This is a genomic window from Paenibacillus sp. Y280 (assembly GCF_056786335.1).
In genome coordinates, this window is the sequence record NZ_JBXCIW010000005.1 from 265,752 (window position 1) to 284,386 (window position 18,635).

Genomic DNA, 18,635 nt, shown 5'->3' on the forward strand with positions numbered 1-18,635 from the left:
CAGCGCTCTATGAGGCGCACAGAAGGTGAGAGGTTGATATGGAATTATACATTGGTGAGAACATCAGGCTTACATCAGATCCTATGAACGTTATGCTGCAAGAACAAAAGTGGAGCAAGCCAACTGCAGCAAAGCCAATATCGGTTGAACGTTGGGAAACGGTAGGGTACTACGCAAATATTGGTCAAGCTTGCATGGCATTGCTGAATAAGAGCATCAAAGAGTCCGAATCAACGCAGATTCATGATTTGTTGGGAGAAATAACAGCGGTTCAACATCGGATCATGAATGCGATAAGCGAGTGGAACAAACCTGAGCCAACCGCCATTCCAACCGAACAGGAGGCATAATCAATGGCTAAATACGGCGAAAGGTTACGACCAAGGCGTAAAGCTCGCGGACTCTCGCAGAATCAACTAGCAGAACTAGTAGGCTGTACAGGAAGATCCATAAGCAACTATGAGCGTCATGGTGAAGCGCCGGAGTCGTATATAGGGAATCGGATCGTTGAGGTATTGGGGGGGTTTTGAGAATGAAGAGGAGGCGTACATCGGATGAATGGGATACAAGGAAAAATCGGTGCCGATATCCAAGGTTTCGGAGGACATTTAGAATGCCAGCAATGCGGAAATACTGAGCCGCTCAGGAACACGGGGAAACGATTAGCTGAAGGTTGGCCGAAGTGCTGCGGATATACCATGCGGTGGTTGACGCAACGCGAACTAGACGAGCAAGCTGCGAAGTAATTCAGTGAATATCAAACGTACCTGAAAGGAGTAAAAATAAGTGTCGGATGTGATTGATAAAATCAGGAATGAATTACTATCAAAAATCGCAGTAATTGACAAACGCATTGAACGCAGGAGTGGAGCTACTTACTTTGATGAAACAAAGAAAATAGAGCTTCTTCATGGCGAAGCATTAGCTTATGAAAAGGTATTAAAAATGTTGGAGAATTACTAAACAGTTCGACGAAACTCTTATACAACATTTTGAATAAGGCGGTGTACATGTATGAAGGAGTTAATCCAGAAGCAAATCGTGGATTTGGAAACGGATCAAAACAAAATTGAAATAAAAATACGGAAAGTATCAGACAAGATTTCAAATGGTTCAGCAAGCGATAAAGATTTTGAGAATTTACATGAGCTAAATATCCAAAGGCGAGAAAGAAAGTATGCAATTTTTAACCTATATCAAATTCTTGGCCAAGTATCTGAAGATCGCACTGAACATTAGGGGGCTTTCAGCAATGAATGGATTGTTTGATCGTCTGACAGCGGAAGTGGACAACATTAAATATCTAGTGTTTCCAAAACTCGAAAACCAAGCCAAGAATGCTAGAGATCGAGGAGATATTGAAATTTTAAAGGAGACTATTCGGGAGCAGAAAATGTACAATGATCGTTTATCTGAAATTGTCTTATTGCTTGAAAAGATGACTAATGATCTTCAGTGAATATTGAGGAACATGGAGGTGGGAAACATGGAATTGCTCATTTGTGAACATAAGGGATGCATAAACGATTTGAGTAGTTGGGACAAAGAGGATTTGGGAGGTGGCGCTTTACAAATCCAATGCCCAGAATGTGGAGCTACGCACGAATTGTACATGTCCTCGAATGACGTGTGGTATATCAAGTTACTGCCTGACAATGGGTGACGGACAGGTTTGAATACGCAAATACATGGGAGGGTTATTTACAGTGGAATCAATAAATTTATACGAGATCAGTTATCCATCAGAAATGTTCGGGGATCATCCGGCATACACGATTCTAAAAACGGCTGAAACAGCAGGGAAAGCGAAGTATGACGAATACATTGCTGTGACGGATTGTTGGGATATCTCATTCATCGAGTTTTGCAAACATATTCGGGTACGCAAGATCGGACAATCTGCACCACTTCCCAATTCTACTCCTTTCAAATCTCCCGAGCGCATTGAACTTGTAAACCGATTGATCCGTGAGATCGGTGACCGTGGACGTCAATTCCTGTATTCCAAGAAACATGACAGGTACGCAGCGTTCCACTGGGCGAATGGATGGCTTTGGTACACTGATGATTACACCGGTATACCCATGCTGATGGAGAACGGTAAGGATGGCAAGACCAGAGAGCAAAAGCAAGCCTTCTCGCATGGAGGAACGCTTTGGGGATTAATCAACGACTTTAGAGATTATATATTCGGTGATGATGATGCGAACCACAATAATGGGTATGGCGGCTTGTACTGCCAACATTGGGGATATCCCGTTGAAGACGTAGAAACTATAAGGCGAATAGCTATGCAACTTGGATATCTGAAACAGCCTACAGTTAAGAACGCAGTCTGAATATTGAGATGTATCGGAGGCAAAAGAGTGAGGGACCCGCCTGACCATGACATGGCATAATGAAATATTATGAGAATGAGTAAAATAGCTGAAATACCGCGTGTATACTGGGTTTATCGCTTTTAATGGGCATGGTCTTATGTTATAATTATTACTATAAAATACAATTTCGGGAGGTTCACATGAGCCAATTAGAACAGGATATCCAAGCACAGGCAGATGTAGTAAGTCAACTTGATCCAAGGACGGCGAAACATGAAGAAGAACAAGCGAAACTGGATGCGCTCCGTGCGGAATTGGCTGCACAGACAGCGCAAAGTGAGCTATTCGGCGAATTCGAAAATATCACCATCGAGGGAATGACGTTTACGCTTCGCGAATTGTGCTTGGGAGAAACGCAGTATCAAATGCTTTCGACGTGGCTGCAATTGCGTGAAGGTGATCGGGCTCAGAAGCAGGCGACTATTGATGCGAGCTACAAATCGCAAATCGAATCGCTTGAAGATCAAGTAACGGAGCTCGAGCAATATCGCAAACGCGCACTTGAATACAGCGATAAACTGGCTGATATGGAATTACGCCGCGATGCAGCCGCAAGAGAGTTGGAAAACGCAAAAGAGGAAATTAGCCGTTTAACATCCGACAATGTCTCGATGCGTACAGAGCTGGAGTCGCAAAACAAACCGACGGCAACAAACCTTAATACGAACCTGGCAGAGATCGCGAAACAACTGCATGCTGCTAAGCCGGCCATTTATAACAAACAATGGGAAGATGATCTACGGAAATTGAACTACCGCGCTAACCTCGCTGAGACTGGCGACGAAATTATTATTCCAAGGTTGGAGATCGGCAAATATCGCGAGTTAAGCGAAGAGGATGCTGCGCGATTTCGCCAAGAGCTTGAAGCTCAGAAAGCTGCCGAAGCTGCTGCAGCCGCTATACAGGATTTGGCATTGGTCGCTCCCCCATTAGTGACTCCCAGTGAGGGTGAAGGGGCAACCGGTGGATTGGTTGAATACGGAGCTGTACGCGAAGGCGATGCGCCGGTTACTCGGGCAGAGTTCGAAGAGCTCAAGCAAGAAGTAGCGCAGATGAAACAGTCGAAACTGGCGGTGGCGTAATGGAATCGCAGGAAATTAAGAAAGAGGAGACAATATACATCGTTTCACCTCAAGCATATGCGATGTTGGAGGAAGAAGAGAGCAAGAAAGACATGTATAAAAAACTCGTTGCCAACTGCAATTGGAATGGAAAATAGATAATTTAATCACACAAGGGCGCTCCGATCGGGGCGCTCAACAAGTAGGTGAGGGAATGTTAGACGAGCCAAAATGCAATGTATGCAAAGAGAAGAAGTGCGGAGGGTGCAAGAAACCATTCTTCGCGGGATACAGACCGCAATATTATTTCAAGATACCTGAGAAGCCAGGAGTCACAATTTACTTACGGAGATAACACAAAATAAACTAATCAAGGGGCTGATTAGGATGCAAAACTTATTCAACGAGCTATGCATGGAGTTAGAGATATTAAGGGGCAGAGAGTCGGATTTAGTAAGACAAGCGGAGATCGCACAGAAGCATTGCTATAACAGCCGTGTAGACCGCAATACTTATCTGCCATTGGATGTAGCGCTTTACAATTATGACGAAGCCATGGAAAAACTGGAGGCCGTGAGAGCGTATATCGACGAGAAGGTGGAACTGTATCGTAAGATCAAGAATCTGCTGGAGAATACGAGTGAGCTGCCGGCAAGAGTGGCGTATATGCGTGATATCGAACGCTTGCCACTTACGGAGATCGCCAAGCGCACTAATTACGCATACGGATATATCAGGATTGTCAGCGCAAAAGCACCGCGGCTCAAACTAGCATAACTAACATTATTATAACAATATTGCGAAATGAACCATGCTATAATAGTAACGTGGATACCTCGCCGTTACGGGTAAAGCGTACGGTTACTCGCCCCGATGGCGAGGTTCCGATTAACACAAAATTGATCGTGGTGCCGGAAGAGAGACGGAACGCTGCGGGATGACCGCGCAAGCAGCAATTTGAGGATTGCTATTCATGGATGTAAGGTCCATGACCACGAACACATCCACATACCCGAGTAATTGGAGGAAGATAACACTCAGGGCGCTTCCGTCCATCATGAGCCTGTGATGAGAGTCGTACGGATTAATGTATTTAAGGCAACCTTTGCGGGGGCTTAGGATAAACCGCATTATATGGATTGTTACTCAAGAGGCCGAAGAGGGCGCTTTGCTAAAGCGTTAGTCCCGAAAGGGAGCGTAGGTTCGAATCCTACACAATCCGTTTAGACTGGTGATAAGCGTGGATGCGCTGCACATATACTTCGAACAATCTAATGCCATGGATTGAGCGATCACACGAGAGGAGCCGAAAGGCTTCTTTTTCGTTATAGGGAGATGATTAATTGAAATCCAATACATTGCTAAACATTATGGATGCGCTAAACATCATAACGATAACGATATTGGTAACAACGATACTGTTGAAATAGGGAGATAGAGACATGATCATAAGTGAACGTGAGTTGAAAAAGCTTAAAATTCATTATGATGGTGTGCACTTCACACAGTTCTACTTATTCGGATTGTTTCCAGGTAAACTGTGGGTCGGTTACGACAATAGAAAATCACTGAGGAAATGGTGTAGGTACTTATTTTCGATTAGATATCATGTGTAAGGAGATGAAACGATGAAAGTATTCTTTGATACAGAGTTCACTGGACTGCATCAGAACACAACGTTGATCAGTATTGGATTGATCACCGAAAGCGGAGACACATTTTACGCCGAGCTTGATGATTATGATCGATCACAAGTAGATGATTGGCTTAAAGAGAACGTGATATCCAAGCTTGTAATGGAAACAGGCGATTATAGAGGATTGAGTCGGGAGATTAACGAAAAATCTATTGAGGAATGTAATCATGTAGCGTTGATTGATTATGAGCAAAAAGATATTGGCGAACTACTGAGACGATGGTTAACTCGATATGAATCGATAGAAATATGGTCGGACTGCCTATCATACGATTGGGTGCTATTCAATCAGTTATTCGGTCATGCATTTAACATTCCGAAGAACGTCTACTATATCCCGTTCGACATTTGCACATTGATGAAAGTCAGAGGCGTCGATCCTGATATTAACCGCGAAGATTTCGCAGGCATTGAGGGAGAAAAACACAACGCATTACACGATGCGAAAGTGATAAAGGCTTGCTACGAGAAACTAATGAGTATGTAGTGACCGACCTTGACGCAATCACTATATGGGCTGTAGTAAATCTAATCCTATGGCAGATGGCTATGCAAACATTTTTTGGTGGGGAGGATGATGACGAGTGAGTATCTACGATAGATTGAAACACAAGTACAATGACGGAAAAAAAGATGCGACAGCGTTTCTGATGATGTGTATTAATTACGGCGTGATTGTGCCATCCGGGGAATACAAGACGAGTAAAACTATCAATATTTGAACTATTAACTTTTTAGCGGAGAGGATGATGATTGATGGCAGTAGGTAAATATGATACACACGTTAAGCCCAAGCTACTGCTGATAGAGGCATGGGCGAGAAATGGATTAACACTTGAAGATATAGCAAAGAATCTTGGAATAGCAAAGTCAACATTGTGTGAATATCAGAAGGAACATTCGGACTTATCGGACGCCTTAAAAAACGGGCGAGAAGTAATTGACGTCATGGTCGAGAATGCGCTCCTTAAAGCTGCGCTCGGTTACGATTACACCGAGGAAGAGTTAAATAAAATGACGGGCGATCCGATAGAGCTTCGAAAGGTCGCTCATCCGAATACAACGGCTCTCATATTCTGGCTGAAGAATCGCAAGCCTAAAGAGTGGAGAGATAAGCAAGAGCTTGAACATAGCGGAGAGGTCAATTTTGTCGTTAACCGTAAGAAGGTGATGCCAGATGCCAGCGATTAATATCGACATAGCAATCGACGAGATTATGAATACATGGGGCCATCCACTTATAGACAATAAGAGTCGTTACCTTGTACTTTATGGCGGTGCTGGTAGTGGGAAGAGTGTAACAGCAGCGCAAAAGATGATTATCCGCATGCTAGAGGAAAAGGGGCACAAATTCCTCGTTGTAAGGAAAGTAGCGAATACGATTAGAAACTCGGTGTTTTCCCTATTACGAGGAACGATTTCAGATTGGGGGATGTCCGAGCTATTCAAGATTAATAAAAGCGACATGGACATTACCTGCGTAAACGGCAATCAGATTATATTTGCCGGGCTTGATGATGTTGAAAAGCTAAAATCGATTCATGGCATAACAGGCATGTGGTTGGAAGAAGCTTCAGAGATATTACAGGAAGACTTCCAGCAGCTTGACTTACGGTTACGTGGACAGACGAGAAATTATAAACAAATCATGATCAGCTTTAATCCAATTAGCATCACACATTGGCTTAAGGCTGTTTTTTTTGATGGAAAGAAAGCGAATAGTACAGTCATCCATACCACCTATAAAGACAATGCCTTCATAGACGACGAATACAAGGGAACGCTTGAGTCATTGAAAGAACAAGATCCTTATTATTACACCGTGTATGCGCTTGGAGAATGGGGCGTGCTGGGTAAGACGGTATTCAACGCACAAATAGTCACTGAACGAATTGTGTGGCTTAAAGCGAATCAGAAGGCGTTCAAACGAGGTCGATTCATTTACGATTATGTGAACGAGCAAATTGCAATAGATAGTATTAAGCTTATGCCGGACGAGAATGGACCACTCACCATTTATGAGGAGCCACAAAAAGATTACCCGTATGTAATTGGCGGGGACATAGCCGAGGGCGGCTTCGACTTCTCGATTGGACAGGTCAGGAACAACATTACCTGGAATCAAGCAGCTGTATGGCGGGATAGAGTGGATACTGACCTCTATGCAAAGCAAATGTTTTGTTTAGGACACTATTACAACAAGGCTTTAATCGGGATCGAAACAAATTTCGATACTCACCCACACAAAGAGTTGGAACGATTACGGTATCCGAAGCAATACATGCGCGAAACGGTAGATAAATTCACTTACAGCGTGCAACAAAAGTTTGGATTCGTTACTACCAAAATCACAAGACCTATCATCATCGCATCTTACGTGCAGCTGGTACGAGAACATATCGAACTATTCAACGACATTCCCACCTTAGAGGAAATGTTGGTATTTGTGCGTGATGAGAAGGGGAAGCCAACCGCGCAAGATGGTCAACATGACGACTTGATCCTAGCGGATGCGATATGTCAGGAAATTAGGACGCAGCAGACTACAGCACTACCTAAGTCGCAGCCAAGCCTAAAGGATTTACCACCGGACTTGCAAGAAGATTACCGAAAAGCATCGCCGGATATGAAGCAGTATATGCTGAATAAGTGGGGAATAAAGGCGGGATGATTGCATGGGACTCATAAAGGATGTGATGGAACGAGTGAAAAAGAGCTATAAGCAAGCAGTGAAGTCAGATAAACTCTCTAAATGGCAGAACCGGTTAGAAGCTGCCAAGAGTGGTCAAAAACTATCGGAGATGGATAAGCGAGAATACCTGTACTTAGGTGATCGGACGGTTGATAAGAACGTTAACGCCACGACAACGCCGTCCAAGAAAGCGAACAACATCTACAATATCATTTACGAGTTCACCGAGTCACAGATTAACAATCAGATTCCGATGCCAACGGTCAAAAGCAAGCGTGAAGGCTTTGAACAAGATGCGCAAATGATATCTGATTCCATTGCCAGCGATTTGAAAGAGTCGGATATCGAATCTATTAATGATCGTAACGAGCGCATAACGCCGATACAGGGCTTTTCACTGATTGAGGTGGCTTGGAATCCGAATTTCAAACACCACCTGTACAGGGGCGAAATAGAGCTAATCGGACGGCATCCGAAACAACTGGTCACTCAGCCAAAAGTATACAACTTGCAGAAGATGGATTATTTTTTCATCCTGTCTGATGTGACACAAGACTATGTTAAGCGGCGGTACAAAAAGGATATGACAGGCGAGGAAGAACAGTACCCCGAAAATACACGTTTGTACGATACAGATCAAGCTGCTTCAGGCGCTGTGACACAAAGGTCGGCAGGCGCGGAGGAAGAAGAGCCACTTACAGAGATCGTTTGCTGGTACAAGGACGATGATGGTGACATAGGAAAATATGTGTTTATAAATGACACTGAGCTTGAGGATTTACCTAAGTTTTTCTATCGTCGCCTTAATGGTCAAATTTTGAAAGAAGAAACGCTCGATAGAGATATTGTGAAACGAGACGGAACCGTAATTGCTCGAATGGGCGAAAAGGTTCCTTTTTTCATTCCCCAAAGGTATCCGGTTAGCGTGAGGATCAACGTGCCGCGAAACTTTGCATTTGGTGGACAGTCTGACCTGGATGTGATTCGTGACCAGCAGGATTCAATAAAGCGTGTCGTACACAAGATGGAGGAAAAGTTGGTTAAGGGTGGCACAATCATCAAAGCCCTTGATACGCACAACACTTTCGACATAAACGACACGATCTACCAGATTGTAAGAGGAACGGCGCCGGAACTGGCTATGATCGAGACGCTAGACCTCACAGCAGACATTAGCAAAGACATCCAGTTCGTTCAGGAACAGTACAGAGTCGCTCAATCCATGCTAGGCATAACGAACAGTTACCAAGGCAAGGAAGACCCTACAGCGCAGTCAGGCAAGGCCAAGCAGATACAGGTACAGCAAGCGAGTGGGCGCATGCAGTCCAAGCAATTCAATAAAGCGATCCATTTCAAAGAATTATTCGAGATCATTTTCGAATTCAAAGTCGCATTTTATGACGAGATTCGCCCATATCTGGCAACGGATGAATCAGGCGGCGACTTGTTCGGAGAGTTTGACAAGTATCTGTTGTTGCAGCGAGACCGCAGAGGCAACCTGTATTGGAATATGGATTTCTTGTTTGGGACCGACGGGGCCTACGGGCTTCCAAAAGACCCGATGTTCCTTTATGAACAAACGATGGCATTGTTCGGCGCCCAAGCGATGGACTTACAACAATTATGGACCGTACTTGAAAGCTTGCAATTCCCGAATGCGAGCAAGATTAAAGAGCAGTGGGATAAAAAGATGGATCAGCAGGAACAAATGCAGCAGATGGAACAAATCATCCAGCAATTGCAACAACAGCTAGAACAGGCTGGTGGCGAGAATGAACAACTGCAAGGCGCGCTTGAACAAACGAGCCAAGCAAATATGCAAGCTGAAGCAGAAGCCGCCAATGCTGCTAACGAATCTCAGCGCATTCAGTTTGAACAACAACAAGCGATGGAAGACAAGGCTGCGCAGAGGGAATTGGAATCCGCAAAGCTGGTGATTGAACAACAGAAGGTGCAGGCTATGGCGAATCGAGGTACAGGGAATGGCTAATATTGTGAAGTTCAAAACGCCTCAAGACAATGTTGTCGAAGCATTGGAGAAACTGTTGGATTATGCAAGGAACGGCGAAATAAGAGGATTCATTTTTGCTGCCAAATGTCCTGACGGCAATATTGCAACATCGTGGAGTGAGGTAGATGTTGGAACGCGAGCAGAGCTTAACGCACATTTGCAAATAGATACAATATATGACGTTATGGCGGCCAATATGGATCGTCTAGTCGAATACGTATAACAGGCCATTCCTAGTCGTAGGGTGGCCTTTTCTCTTGCCATTTTGGGCATATCTCAACGAAAGGTGGTGATTGACATGAGTAAAGGTGGCGGCGGTGGCTACAAGGTTCCAAACTCTTCGAGTGGAACAGTAAAATCACCAAACAGCATCATCAAGAATCAAAAATCGCCTAAGAAAACAACGGGCGGCGATCTACGCAGCAAGTAAAAAAATTCGCGGGGCAGACCGTAGCAACAACTGCAAAGGAGAATGTAATGATGCAAAACATAAGCAGCAAAATGGAAAAGGTCGCTGAATTTCCACTGAAACTCAACCTTCAACTATTCGGGGAGGATGACGGGACGCCAAGCTTGGAAGATTCGCCAGAATTTGAAGCGGATGCGCGAGAGTTTAACGCAAAGATGGATAAATACACAAGCACTCGCGCCAGTGAGGATACCACTGATACAACTAACGCTGATACAGCAGATGCGGACAAAGCCGAAAAACCGGAGGTCGTCGAACCGGAGAAGCCAAAGCAGGATTCGGAGACAAATAAAGCATTTCAAGAGATGCGGAAGCAGCTTGAAGCTGAGAAAGCTAGAGCCGCAGAAATTGAAGCAAAGGCGAAGAAAGCTGACGAGCTTATAGCGCAGCAATACGGCGACAGAGGTATATTCACTGTCGAGCAATACGAAGCAGCGCTACAGAGAGAACGCGAGGAAGAAAACGCGCGGCGATATGAGGAGTCTGGCCTTACTGCTGAAGAAATCGAAGCGATCCGCAATTACAAAGCTACCCAACAGCAAGTACAGCAGTTCACTCAAGAACGCACGCAAGCGCAGGCTGTTGACCAGTGGAACCAATTGTATACGGCGTATCCCGAGCTAGTAGAAAGTTCGAAGGCAGCTGATGCGGGCGCAAGTCCTGATTGGTACACTCCTGAAATGCAAGCCGAGATTGCTAGAGGAGCATCACCACTTGCCGCATACCGTAACGCCCACTTTGAAACGATCCTGAATGGACGTTTACAAAATGCGCAAGCTGTAGCTAAGCAAGAAGCGCTCGACAAGCTGAATAGTAAGGAACATTTGGCTCCTAACGCTACAACAGGCGGCGAGGTAGACCATGTTGAGATTGATGAACAAACCATGCGCATGTACCGCGCCTTGAATAAAGGCAAAACAGACGCACAAATACGAGCTTGGCATAAAAAACACGCAAATTAGGAGGGTTTTACATGGCAAACGCACCGGGCTTTCGCCCAATTATGCGCCCAGGTATGGGTGAGCTACCATTCGAATACTTACAAATGACTGACGGTGAAGCCTCTGCTCTAGGCGAATCCCTTGTTCAAACAAGCGGAAAGCTGACAAAAGGCGGGGCAACGGCTACACCTCAGTTTATTGCAGCTAAGACAGCTGCAGCAGCTACGCCGGGAGCTATTATTCCTGTATGGCGCGTGGATGAGCTTCAGGAGTGGACCACTCAATCAACGGCTACCGTAGCCGTAACGCTTGAAGGGGCTAAAGTAACAATCCATACTGACGGCCTACTGGTTACAGCAACAACAGCAAGTGGAGTATTTGAAATTTCAGAAACGGACGGCGCGACAACGACATCTAACGTACGCGGACGTTTCCGTCGATAAGGGGTGGGCATAGGTGATATTCTCTAAAGCAGCAGGACTCAATGATTCAGTATTTGGAAAGTCGCAAGAGCCTATCCGCATGATGCTCACTGATCAGAAGGAAGCATTCGAAGCAGAATCGGTCATCGATAAAATTTTCTGCATGGACGAAACGAGCAATTTTGCTGAGAAGTACACCTATGAAACCTCACTTGGTGATTTTGAGGCGGTTGGTGAACAAGGGGCCTACCCTGAATCCTCATTCCAAGAAGGTCATTCGGTAGTTGTAGAGCCGGACGAGTGGAAATTGCAGTTCAGCGTCACTCAAACAATGGTCGAAGACGCGAAAATGGGTAAAGTGAAGCAGAAAGCATATGGATTCATGAAGTCGTACCACCGCGGCCGTGAAAAATTCGGACTTGGGATCCTGAACGCTGGGACTGCTACGACGATGGTATTCGGTAACAATAACAAAGTGTTCGATATCAAAGGCGCTGATAGCCTTGCGTTGTTTGCAACGAATCATCCGTCCAAAACAGGCGGTTACACTACGCAATCCAACTATATTGCTAACCCGTTTTCTTATGACGCGCTTTGCCTTGCAGAGGAAGCAATGCAATACATCCGGGACGATGACGGCAACATCATGGACATTTCGCCAGATACCATCATTATTCCGTCAAAATCTCGTATTAAGAAGCTTGTATTTGATGCTATTGGAGCTGAAGAAGGCGCACCGAACACGGCGAACAACTCTTTCAACTTCCAGTATGGCCGCTGGAACGTCATTATGTCCCCTTATCTCAACAACGCGGCTGGAATTACTGCCGGCACTGACACCTGGTACCTTGCTGATGCGAAATGGATGGAAATGTACGAGGGTCTTGTGTTCTTGGATCGCATCCCCCTTAACGTACGTTCATACGTTGATGAAAAAACGGATGCAAACATCATCAAGGGCCGCAGCCGCTGGATTGCAAAACCAAACCGTTGGAATGGTATCTTGAAAGCTGACCCGGGACTATCAGGAACATTGCTATCATAGTATCAAGGCACTCGAAAGGGTGCCTATTTTATTTTAGGCGGTGAAAAAAATGCCAAAACCAACCGTGTCGGGATACACGAATATGAATTTAGATGGATTAGCAACGCTTCAAACGGGCGTATTGACTGCTCAGACGCTTGCAGGTGGAGATGTGACCTTAACGCCTGCCCAAATCGTTAACGGTCGTATTGAGGTAACAACAGGCCATGCAAGCAATGCCTTTGTCATTCCTGTAACTGATTACGCAGGGAAAGTCATTGTGCTGGCCAACAACCACGCAACACTAGCTGCAAACATTAAAGTGGCTGGCGGTACTGCCGTGCCAGTGGCTGCGACAAAAACGGCCATTCTGCAAGTTAATGGCGCAGGGACTGAAATTTTGAGAGTGACGGCTGATGCGTAGGGGGCGAAATGCTCCCTTTTTTTATTTATAAGGAGGGTTATTATGCTTCCACCTATTGAATTACTTGAACAACAGGTTAGTCGTATTGATCAACAATTGATGATGTACCTGATTATCGAACAAAGAGAAACGAATCGACTTCTGCGAGAGCTGAAGGAACCGACAAAGCATGCAGATGAAGAAATAAAGCGGCCTGAGTTGATGAAACGAATGGCGGCTCTCTCTAACAAGCCGCAGGGATGGAATAAATGGAGCAATGAACAGATCGTTGAGCATTTGAAAGGAGTGTCGTAATGGGTGGGAGAGTAGTCGTTGAGCCATATACAAGAGCTGCAGCAGTAACGCCTAACAATTCAACAATAATTGCAGCCACGCGCGGATTAATGGCAGCAGCAACGGGGGATATTTCAGTTGTTTTCCCTGATAGCAGCACGGCAACATTCGTAAGCGTTGTAGCTGGTCATGTATACCCAATATCAGTCATTAAAGTTATGGCGACAGGTACAACAGCAACTAATATAACGGCTTTGTACTAGGTGATATTATGGCGATCACACTTGAGCAAATACGTTTTATAGTTGAACGCGACATTCAAGATCCCTTAGAAAATGAAAGCATAGTCAATTGGGCGAATATTGCCCAGAACGAATTCATGCTTCGAATATTCATTCCTGGCACAACCACTTTAGTAGTTGACACAACAACATTGACATATACAACACTACCAACAACGATCAGGAAATTTAGGAGAATAAGGCGGCAAAGCGACTTGGATAGCGGAATTAATCGTCCGTATTATCCGGTTTATACCTATTACAACGGATCGTTTGAAGTTCCGGTAGCTTTCCAATCTTCTGACACGCTATTGATTGATTACTATGCGAATTTGAAATTTTTCACGGATATAACTGACACAATAGACATTGAAGATCGTTTTTATCCATTGTATTCAAGTTACATTAAGGCGATGTATTATCAGTTACCTTCAACAGTCGACAAAATTGGCATTGAACGAGCTAATTTGAAGTATTCAGAGAGCTTCAGCCAACATGAGGTAGCAAAGAAACAAGTAGCAGACTATTACGTTATTGAAAAGGGCATAGAAAAGCCCGCTGAAAGTGGGTGGTGACATGTTCGTCATAACATTCAGCCATATCGTAAATGGCGAACGTGTACCGCTTATTGAGGATGGTCGAGCGGTCACTATGAACATTCAAGCAGATAGCAAGAGCGCTGCAATGTACGATCCTGAAGTAACAACATTTTGCACAAATAAGGGCAATGATTGCCGAGTAAGGGGCGTGATGTAATGGGCGCATTTAATTTCTCAGTCGGTGAGCTAACCTCACAAATCAAAGCAATGGGCCGCATGAATCTAGCCCATCTCGGCAATAGCGCAGCGCAAGATACCTATATTCGCTATTACATGACGCTTGCGATGTGGAAATACGTCTCACTCGCCTTTGTTGTGCGAACATCTGATGCATTGACGGTATCCGCTAACGGATATGTCACCTTCAAACGTGGAGGAAATGACATTGAAGACCTTTACGAGCAGCTTCGAATCCTTATTTCCACCGATGCAGGAACCGAATTAACAAAACGGACATCCTTTCCAGCACCGTCAGGCTGGTGGAGAGAGTCGGCAAATTCGCTGATCCACATAAAAGGCCCTGGGACATACGTCATGCAGTACAAAGGGTATCCAACTAAAGCTACCTCTGACGCTCAGATACTAGAGTGGCCGGCAACCTCTTACGATTTGCTGATGTTTGAGACGATTGGAAAAATCAAGGAGAGCTTGAACGACATTGAGGGCGCGAATGGTGCCTATTCCGTTGCGGATAAGTTAATCCCGATCCTTGTCAAAGCGAATGCCGATGCACAAGGCGTTACAGGTGGTCGCCCACCTTCACAAAACGAAGTTCAGTATTACCGGAGGTAGACTATGGCCTATAAACAATACGCTGAATTGGAAACACCTTCGTATGCAGGAGCTAATACGGCTTTGCAGTTCTCTCTTATACCGCGGTCTCAGTCTCCACGCATGCAGAACGCATATATGGACCTGGATGGAGATATTTCACAGCGTCCGGGAACGGTTCCGGTTACAACTTCGGCTCTACCATCACCCATACAAAATTTAACGATCTACAAGGCATCTCCTAGCTCGTCCTTAGCAGAAGAGATATATGCCGCCAGTGGAACAACAATGTACAAATACAACGGCACTACGGCGCTCACACCTTTAACCATGACAGCACCGCTGAATCGTCCTGATATTTACACAGTAGATTTTACTAACCGCCTATTGGTCACTCGGATGCTCATAGCCGATGGTGCAGCACTCAAGCAATGCGATGGTGCGGCGGTGACGCTTGTTACTCCGGCAGCTAATGATGCGAGTCCGGCACCGGCTAACGCTCTAGCGGCGGTCAATACTAAGGGTATTAACTTCATATGGGAGTATACAGGCCATGTGTTCATGAGTCCAGGAACTAATGAGCTATTCTACTCCAAACGGTTTGAGTTCGATTACGTGCCAGAGGTGCAGTACTTCCTCTTAGTGAAAGATAACGATTATATCAACGGCAACGGTGTTTCCTTTGACGATGTATGTTTAGTTCCGATGCGCAGGGGATGGAACATCATTACAGGGGAAACGTTCGATAACTTCAAGGCAGATCGTTATCTGAACACTGAGTATGGCGTAATTGCTCCAAGATCGATCAAAAAGGTGACATATCCTGATGGGACGCAGGCTATTTTGTTCCTTTCTGATAATGAAGTACATGAAATATTCACGGCATTAGCGGACGGTGGAGGAAGGCAGTACGCCACTCGGTCCATCATGCAAGGCAAGATCAACTTTCAAGATTTAGGGCTGACTGAAGCAGAGAAAGCGGCAGCGGTGGCAGAGTTTCACCCTGAGAAGCAGCTGTATTTGCTATCATTCCAAAAGGCTGGCGTGAATTACACCTACGTTTACGACACCCGTACGAGAGAATGGTACACGGATTGGTTGACATTTAACGTTAAAGCCTATGCTTCACTCAATGGAACGCTATACTTTGGAGGCAGTACGGGACACCTTCACAAGTTCGCAGATGACCTGTACAGCGATTTTAACGAATCGACCAAGGCAACAGGTACACCAGTGCATTTCAAACGCTATACGGCGGCTATGTCGCTTGAGTTTAGTGGTTATGCATCGATGTGGGACGCATATATCGTGGAATCGAAGCAACATATGGTACCAGCGACACTAGACATAACCTTCATATTTTCTGATGTGACAGATGTGATGCAGAAAATAATCAAGAACCAAGCAATGATAGAAGATATTTCAAGTTGGGACGTTGCGAAGTATGTAAACATAGATTTTACCGATTTGGTGAATGAGCCGGACGAAATACTATTCGATTACTCTCGACTTTCCAAGTACGTGCAAGTCCTTTGGGAAAATCCAAGGAACGAGCCGGTAAAGATATTCAAGGACAAATTTAAAGGGAGGGTTAGCGGAAAATGACATTAGCCCCGACAGATCGCACGAATTTAAATAACCTATCACCCAATCTCGTACCGAATCAGGTCGCTGTATCGGCATTGCGTCTTGCGGTATTCCAAGAGATTTACGAATACCTTGACGCAATTATTAACGATCTAAACAACGCACAGGGAGCCGGATCCGTAACCTCTGCTAAACTGGCAGACGGTAGTGTCATAACAGCTAAACTCGCTGATGGTGCTGTTACAGGCCCTAAAATACTTGATGGTGCCATTGTGGAGATGAAGCTCGCTAACGGCGCAGTTACTACAGTAAAACTTGCTGATCTAGGCGTTACGACTGCTAAATTGGCTAATTTTGCGGTGACAAGCTCTAAAATTGCTAATGGAGCTGTTGGTGCAAATCAACTCGATCCAACGCTCCTAACCGACTTTGGTGACATAGCAGTACAAGCAGAGTTTGATAGGCGTGCTGTAAATGTTATGAAGTTTGGGGCAACAGGAAATGGGACTAATAATGATACAACATCGATACAATCAGCTATAAATGCTGTTAGCGCATCAGGTGGTGGAATTGTGTGTTTGCCTCCTGGAAACTACAAAATAACAGAATCATTAAAGTATAAATCCTATGTTTCAATCATTGGCGCTGGGTACACTGCAACAAAAATCACGAACACAGGTACCGGATACGCCTTTGAATCGGCTGATCCAACAAACTACACCATGTATCCTCAAATAATTGGTTTACGAGTGTCGGGATCAACAGGAAATGCCGGAGGTCTCAAGACCGAAAAAACCCAAGAAGGGGTATTTGATATCGAGTTTGGCCAAGTTCCGAATGCCAGTATACTTGTATATTCCAATAGCTACTACAACAAATTCATATGTAGAAGCATTGGTACGGCATCAACTACTCACGGCATTAAATTTGATGCAGATATTGCAGGTAATGCCCCAAATGCAAATATCGTGGATACTAAGACGGTCATTACAGGCGGTCAAAACGGCATCGAAATTGTTAAGGGTGACACTATCGTTGTTAATGCGGGAGTAATGATCGCGGACACTTCGGGACGCTGGATTAAAAATGCAGGTACAAGCTGCCATTTCACACATATTCGGATGGAGAATGCCGGAGCTACAGGCGGAGGGTTTGAACATGTGACAGGATCAAGAAAGAACATGACCCTTGGTTGCACCATGGCAGGAGGCGTTGTAGCAGATCATTTTATTGATGCTGGAACAGATAATAATCGTTGGGGAGACTCGGAATCGGGAAATATGGTGAATCTGATACGTCGATTGACCATGAATCCCGCAGACAACTCAATTGACGGTCTTAAAATGTTCCCTACAGGTGGATTCGGCGGGGACATGCTTGCGGTTTATTCAGACTCAACTTTAGCGACCAAGATTGCCGGAATTAGTTTTAAAGGGGACATGCTCCACCGTCAAGCAATATTTACACCAACTGCGAACGGACAGATTTTCAATAACAGTATATACATCGATTCAGCGGACTTTATGGCGAAATATCGGAACAATGACGGGAATCTTAGAACTTTAATTCGAGAAGTGGCTGTACCAGCTACCGCGGCAAGTACAGGCGCTAAAGGTGATTTCGCATATGACGCTTCACACTTATATGTTTGTCATGCAACCAATACATGGAAACGAGTTGCTATAGCGACTTGGTAGGGGGTAATTATGGCTATTAAAAAAGATTTTACATTAGATTCGGGATTAGTCCTAAATCAGGCGTATATCAGAGTTCAAGGTATTAACGGAAACAAAAACATTGTGACTGTTAGCTTGGAAGTGTTTGTGTCTGAAACGCTATGCGGTGATGGCAAAGCACCTGTCGCGCATATGAACTACACATTCACACCAAGTGAAGACGAAAACGCACTACGTTGGGATAAACAAGCATATGAATACATCAAGACACTTCCTGTGTTTGCGGGTGCAATAGATGCATGATGAATAAGAGAAAAGAGAGTTAGC

Annotated in this window: 28 protein-coding genes and 1 tRNA gene; all 29 read left to right on the plus strand. The window is 44.8% G+C overall.

What is annotated here, in order from left to right:
• Positions 1-38 precede the first annotated feature (38 nt).
• The gene (locus AC1TPC_RS09165) at positions 39-350 is read left to right on the plus strand and encodes a hypothetical protein (RefSeq protein WP_482066550.1); all 312 of its coding nucleotides are present in this window, start codon (positions 39-41) and stop codon (positions 348-350) included.
• A gap of 3 nt (positions 351-353) precedes the next feature.
• Positions 354-530: a helix-turn-helix domain-containing protein gene (locus AC1TPC_RS09170; protein ID WP_482066551.1), complete on the plus strand. Its 177-nt coding sequence runs from the start codon at positions 354-356 to the stop codon at positions 528-530.
• A 24-nt stretch (positions 531-554) separates the two neighbouring features.
• A complete protein-coding gene (locus tag AC1TPC_RS09175; RefSeq protein ID WP_482066552.1) occupies positions 555-746 on the plus strand; it encodes a hypothetical protein in 192 nt (63 codons plus the stop codon).
• 40 nt (positions 747-786) lie between these two features.
• Positions 787-963: a hypothetical protein gene (locus AC1TPC_RS09180; RefSeq protein ID WP_482066553.1), complete on the plus strand. Its 177-nt coding sequence runs from the start codon at positions 787-789 to the stop codon at positions 961-963.
• Positions 964-1,014: 51 nt separating this feature from the next.
• Entirely contained in the window at positions 1,015-1,239 is a 225-nt protein-coding gene (locus tag AC1TPC_RS09185; RefSeq protein WP_482066554.1) for a hypothetical protein, read from the plus strand.
• A gap of 13 nt (positions 1,240-1,252) precedes the next feature.
• On the plus strand, positions 1,253-1,459 hold the full coding sequence (locus AC1TPC_RS09190) for a hypothetical protein (RefSeq protein ID WP_482066555.1): 207 nt from the start codon (positions 1,253-1,255) through the stop codon (positions 1,457-1,459).
• A gap of 247 nt (positions 1,460-1,706) precedes the next feature.
• Positions 1,707-2,339 carry a hypothetical protein gene (locus AC1TPC_RS09195; protein WP_482066556.1) on the plus strand — a complete coding sequence of 211 codons (633 nt, stop codon included), beginning with the start codon at positions 1,707-1,709 and terminating at the stop codon, positions 2,337-2,339.
• Between the two features lie 182 nt (positions 2,340-2,521).
• Positions 2,522-3,463: a hypothetical protein gene (locus tag AC1TPC_RS09200; protein ID WP_482066557.1), complete on the plus strand. Its 942-nt coding sequence runs from the start codon at positions 2,522-2,524 to the stop codon at positions 3,461-3,463.
• The gene (locus AC1TPC_RS09205; protein WP_482066558.1) at positions 3,463-3,600 is read left to right on the plus strand and encodes a hypothetical protein; all 138 of its coding nucleotides are present in this window, start codon (positions 3,463-3,465) and stop codon (positions 3,598-3,600) included. The genes AC1TPC_RS09200 and AC1TPC_RS09205 overlap by 1 nt, the downstream gene beginning before the upstream one ends.
• Before the next feature lie 229 nt (positions 3,601-3,829).
• Positions 3,830-4,219 (plus strand): hypothetical protein, encoded by a 390-nt coding sequence (locus tag AC1TPC_RS09210; protein ID WP_482066559.1) that lies wholly within the window; start codon positions 3,830-3,832, stop codon positions 4,217-4,219.
• A gap of 359 nt (positions 4,220-4,578) precedes the next feature.
• A tRNA-Ser gene (locus tag AC1TPC_RS09215) sits at positions 4,579-4,664 on the plus strand.
• Positions 4,665-5,070: 406 nt separating this feature from the next.
• A complete protein-coding gene (locus AC1TPC_RS09220) occupies positions 5,071-5,625 on the plus strand; it encodes a 3'-5' exoribonuclease domain-containing protein (protein WP_482066560.1) in 555 nt (184 codons plus the stop codon).
• 269 nt (positions 5,626-5,894) lie between these two features.
• The gene (locus AC1TPC_RS09225) at positions 5,895-6,329 is read left to right on the plus strand and encodes a helix-turn-helix domain-containing protein (protein ID WP_482066561.1); all 435 of its coding nucleotides are present in this window, start codon (positions 5,895-5,897) and stop codon (positions 6,327-6,329) included.
• Positions 6,316-7,809 (plus strand): PBSX family phage terminase large subunit, encoded by a 1,494-nt coding sequence (locus tag AC1TPC_RS09230; RefSeq protein WP_482066562.1) that lies wholly within the window; start codon positions 6,316-6,318, stop codon positions 7,807-7,809. Before AC1TPC_RS09225 ends, AC1TPC_RS09230 begins: the two co-directional genes overlap by 14 nt.
• Positions 7,810-7,813: 4 nt before the next feature.
• Entirely contained in the window at positions 7,814-9,820 is a 2,007-nt protein-coding gene (locus AC1TPC_RS09235; RefSeq protein ID WP_482066563.1) for a hypothetical protein, read from the plus strand.
• Complete coding sequence (locus AC1TPC_RS09240; RefSeq protein WP_482066564.1) at positions 9,813-10,064, plus strand: hypothetical protein; 252 nt, start codon at positions 9,813-9,815, stop codon at positions 10,062-10,064. Before AC1TPC_RS09235 ends, AC1TPC_RS09240 begins: the two co-directional genes overlap by 8 nt.
• Positions 10,065-10,139: 75 nt before the next feature.
• Positions 10,140-10,271 (plus strand): hypothetical protein, encoded by a 132-nt coding sequence (locus AC1TPC_RS09245; RefSeq protein WP_482066565.1) that lies wholly within the window; start codon positions 10,140-10,142, stop codon positions 10,269-10,271.
• 47 nt (positions 10,272-10,318) lie between these two features.
• Positions 10,319-11,272 (plus strand): hypothetical protein, encoded by a 954-nt coding sequence (locus AC1TPC_RS09250; RefSeq protein WP_482066566.1) that lies wholly within the window; start codon positions 10,319-10,321, stop codon positions 11,270-11,272.
• Between the two features lie 11 nt (positions 11,273-11,283).
• A complete protein-coding gene (locus AC1TPC_RS09255) occupies positions 11,284-11,694 on the plus strand; it encodes a hypothetical protein (protein ID WP_482066567.1) in 411 nt (136 codons plus the stop codon).
• 13 nt (positions 11,695-11,707) lie between these two features.
• Complete coding sequence (locus AC1TPC_RS09260; RefSeq protein WP_482066568.1) at positions 11,708-12,718, plus strand: phage major capsid protein; 1,011 nt, start codon at positions 11,708-11,710, stop codon at positions 12,716-12,718.
• A 49-nt stretch (positions 12,719-12,767) separates the two neighbouring features.
• Positions 12,768-13,121, plus strand: coding sequence for a hypothetical protein (locus AC1TPC_RS09265; protein WP_482066569.1), 354 nt, complete (start codon positions 12,768-12,770; stop codon positions 13,119-13,121).
• A gap of 42 nt (positions 13,122-13,163) precedes the next feature.
• Positions 13,164-13,415 (plus strand): hypothetical protein, encoded by a 252-nt coding sequence (locus AC1TPC_RS09270; RefSeq protein WP_482066570.1) that lies wholly within the window; start codon positions 13,164-13,166, stop codon positions 13,413-13,415.
• Positions 13,415-13,657 (plus strand): spike base protein, RCAP_Rcc01079 family, encoded by a 243-nt coding sequence (locus AC1TPC_RS09275; RefSeq protein WP_482066571.1) that lies wholly within the window; start codon positions 13,415-13,417, stop codon positions 13,655-13,657. Before AC1TPC_RS09270 ends, AC1TPC_RS09275 begins: the two co-directional genes overlap by 1 nt.
• Positions 13,658-13,665: 8 nt before the next feature.
• Entirely contained in the window at positions 13,666-14,250 is a 585-nt protein-coding gene (locus AC1TPC_RS09280) for a phage adaptor protein (RefSeq protein ID WP_482066572.1), read from the plus strand.
• A 1-nt stretch (position 14,251) separates the two neighbouring features.
• On the plus strand, positions 14,252-14,431 hold the full coding sequence (locus AC1TPC_RS09285) for a hypothetical protein (protein WP_482066573.1): 180 nt from the start codon (positions 14,252-14,254) through the stop codon (positions 14,429-14,431).
• Positions 14,431-15,066, plus strand: a complete 636-nt coding sequence (locus tag AC1TPC_RS09290) for a hypothetical protein (protein ID WP_482066574.1) — start codon at positions 14,431-14,433, stop codon at positions 15,064-15,066. The genes AC1TPC_RS09285 and AC1TPC_RS09290 overlap by 1 nt, the downstream gene beginning before the upstream one ends.
• Positions 15,067-15,069: 3 nt before the next feature.
• Positions 15,070-16,650, plus strand: a complete 1,581-nt coding sequence (locus tag AC1TPC_RS09295; protein ID WP_482066575.1) for a hypothetical protein — start codon at positions 15,070-15,072, stop codon at positions 16,648-16,650.
• Entirely contained in the window at positions 16,647-18,329 is a 1,683-nt protein-coding gene (locus AC1TPC_RS09300) for a glycosyl hydrolase family 28-related protein (RefSeq protein ID WP_482066576.1), read from the plus strand. Before AC1TPC_RS09295 ends, AC1TPC_RS09300 begins: the two co-directional genes overlap by 4 nt.
• Before the next feature lie 9 nt (positions 18,330-18,338).
• Positions 18,339-18,611, plus strand: coding sequence for a hypothetical protein (locus tag AC1TPC_RS09305; RefSeq protein ID WP_482066577.1), 273 nt, complete (start codon positions 18,339-18,341; stop codon positions 18,609-18,611).
• Positions 18,612-18,635: the final 24 nt, after the last annotated feature.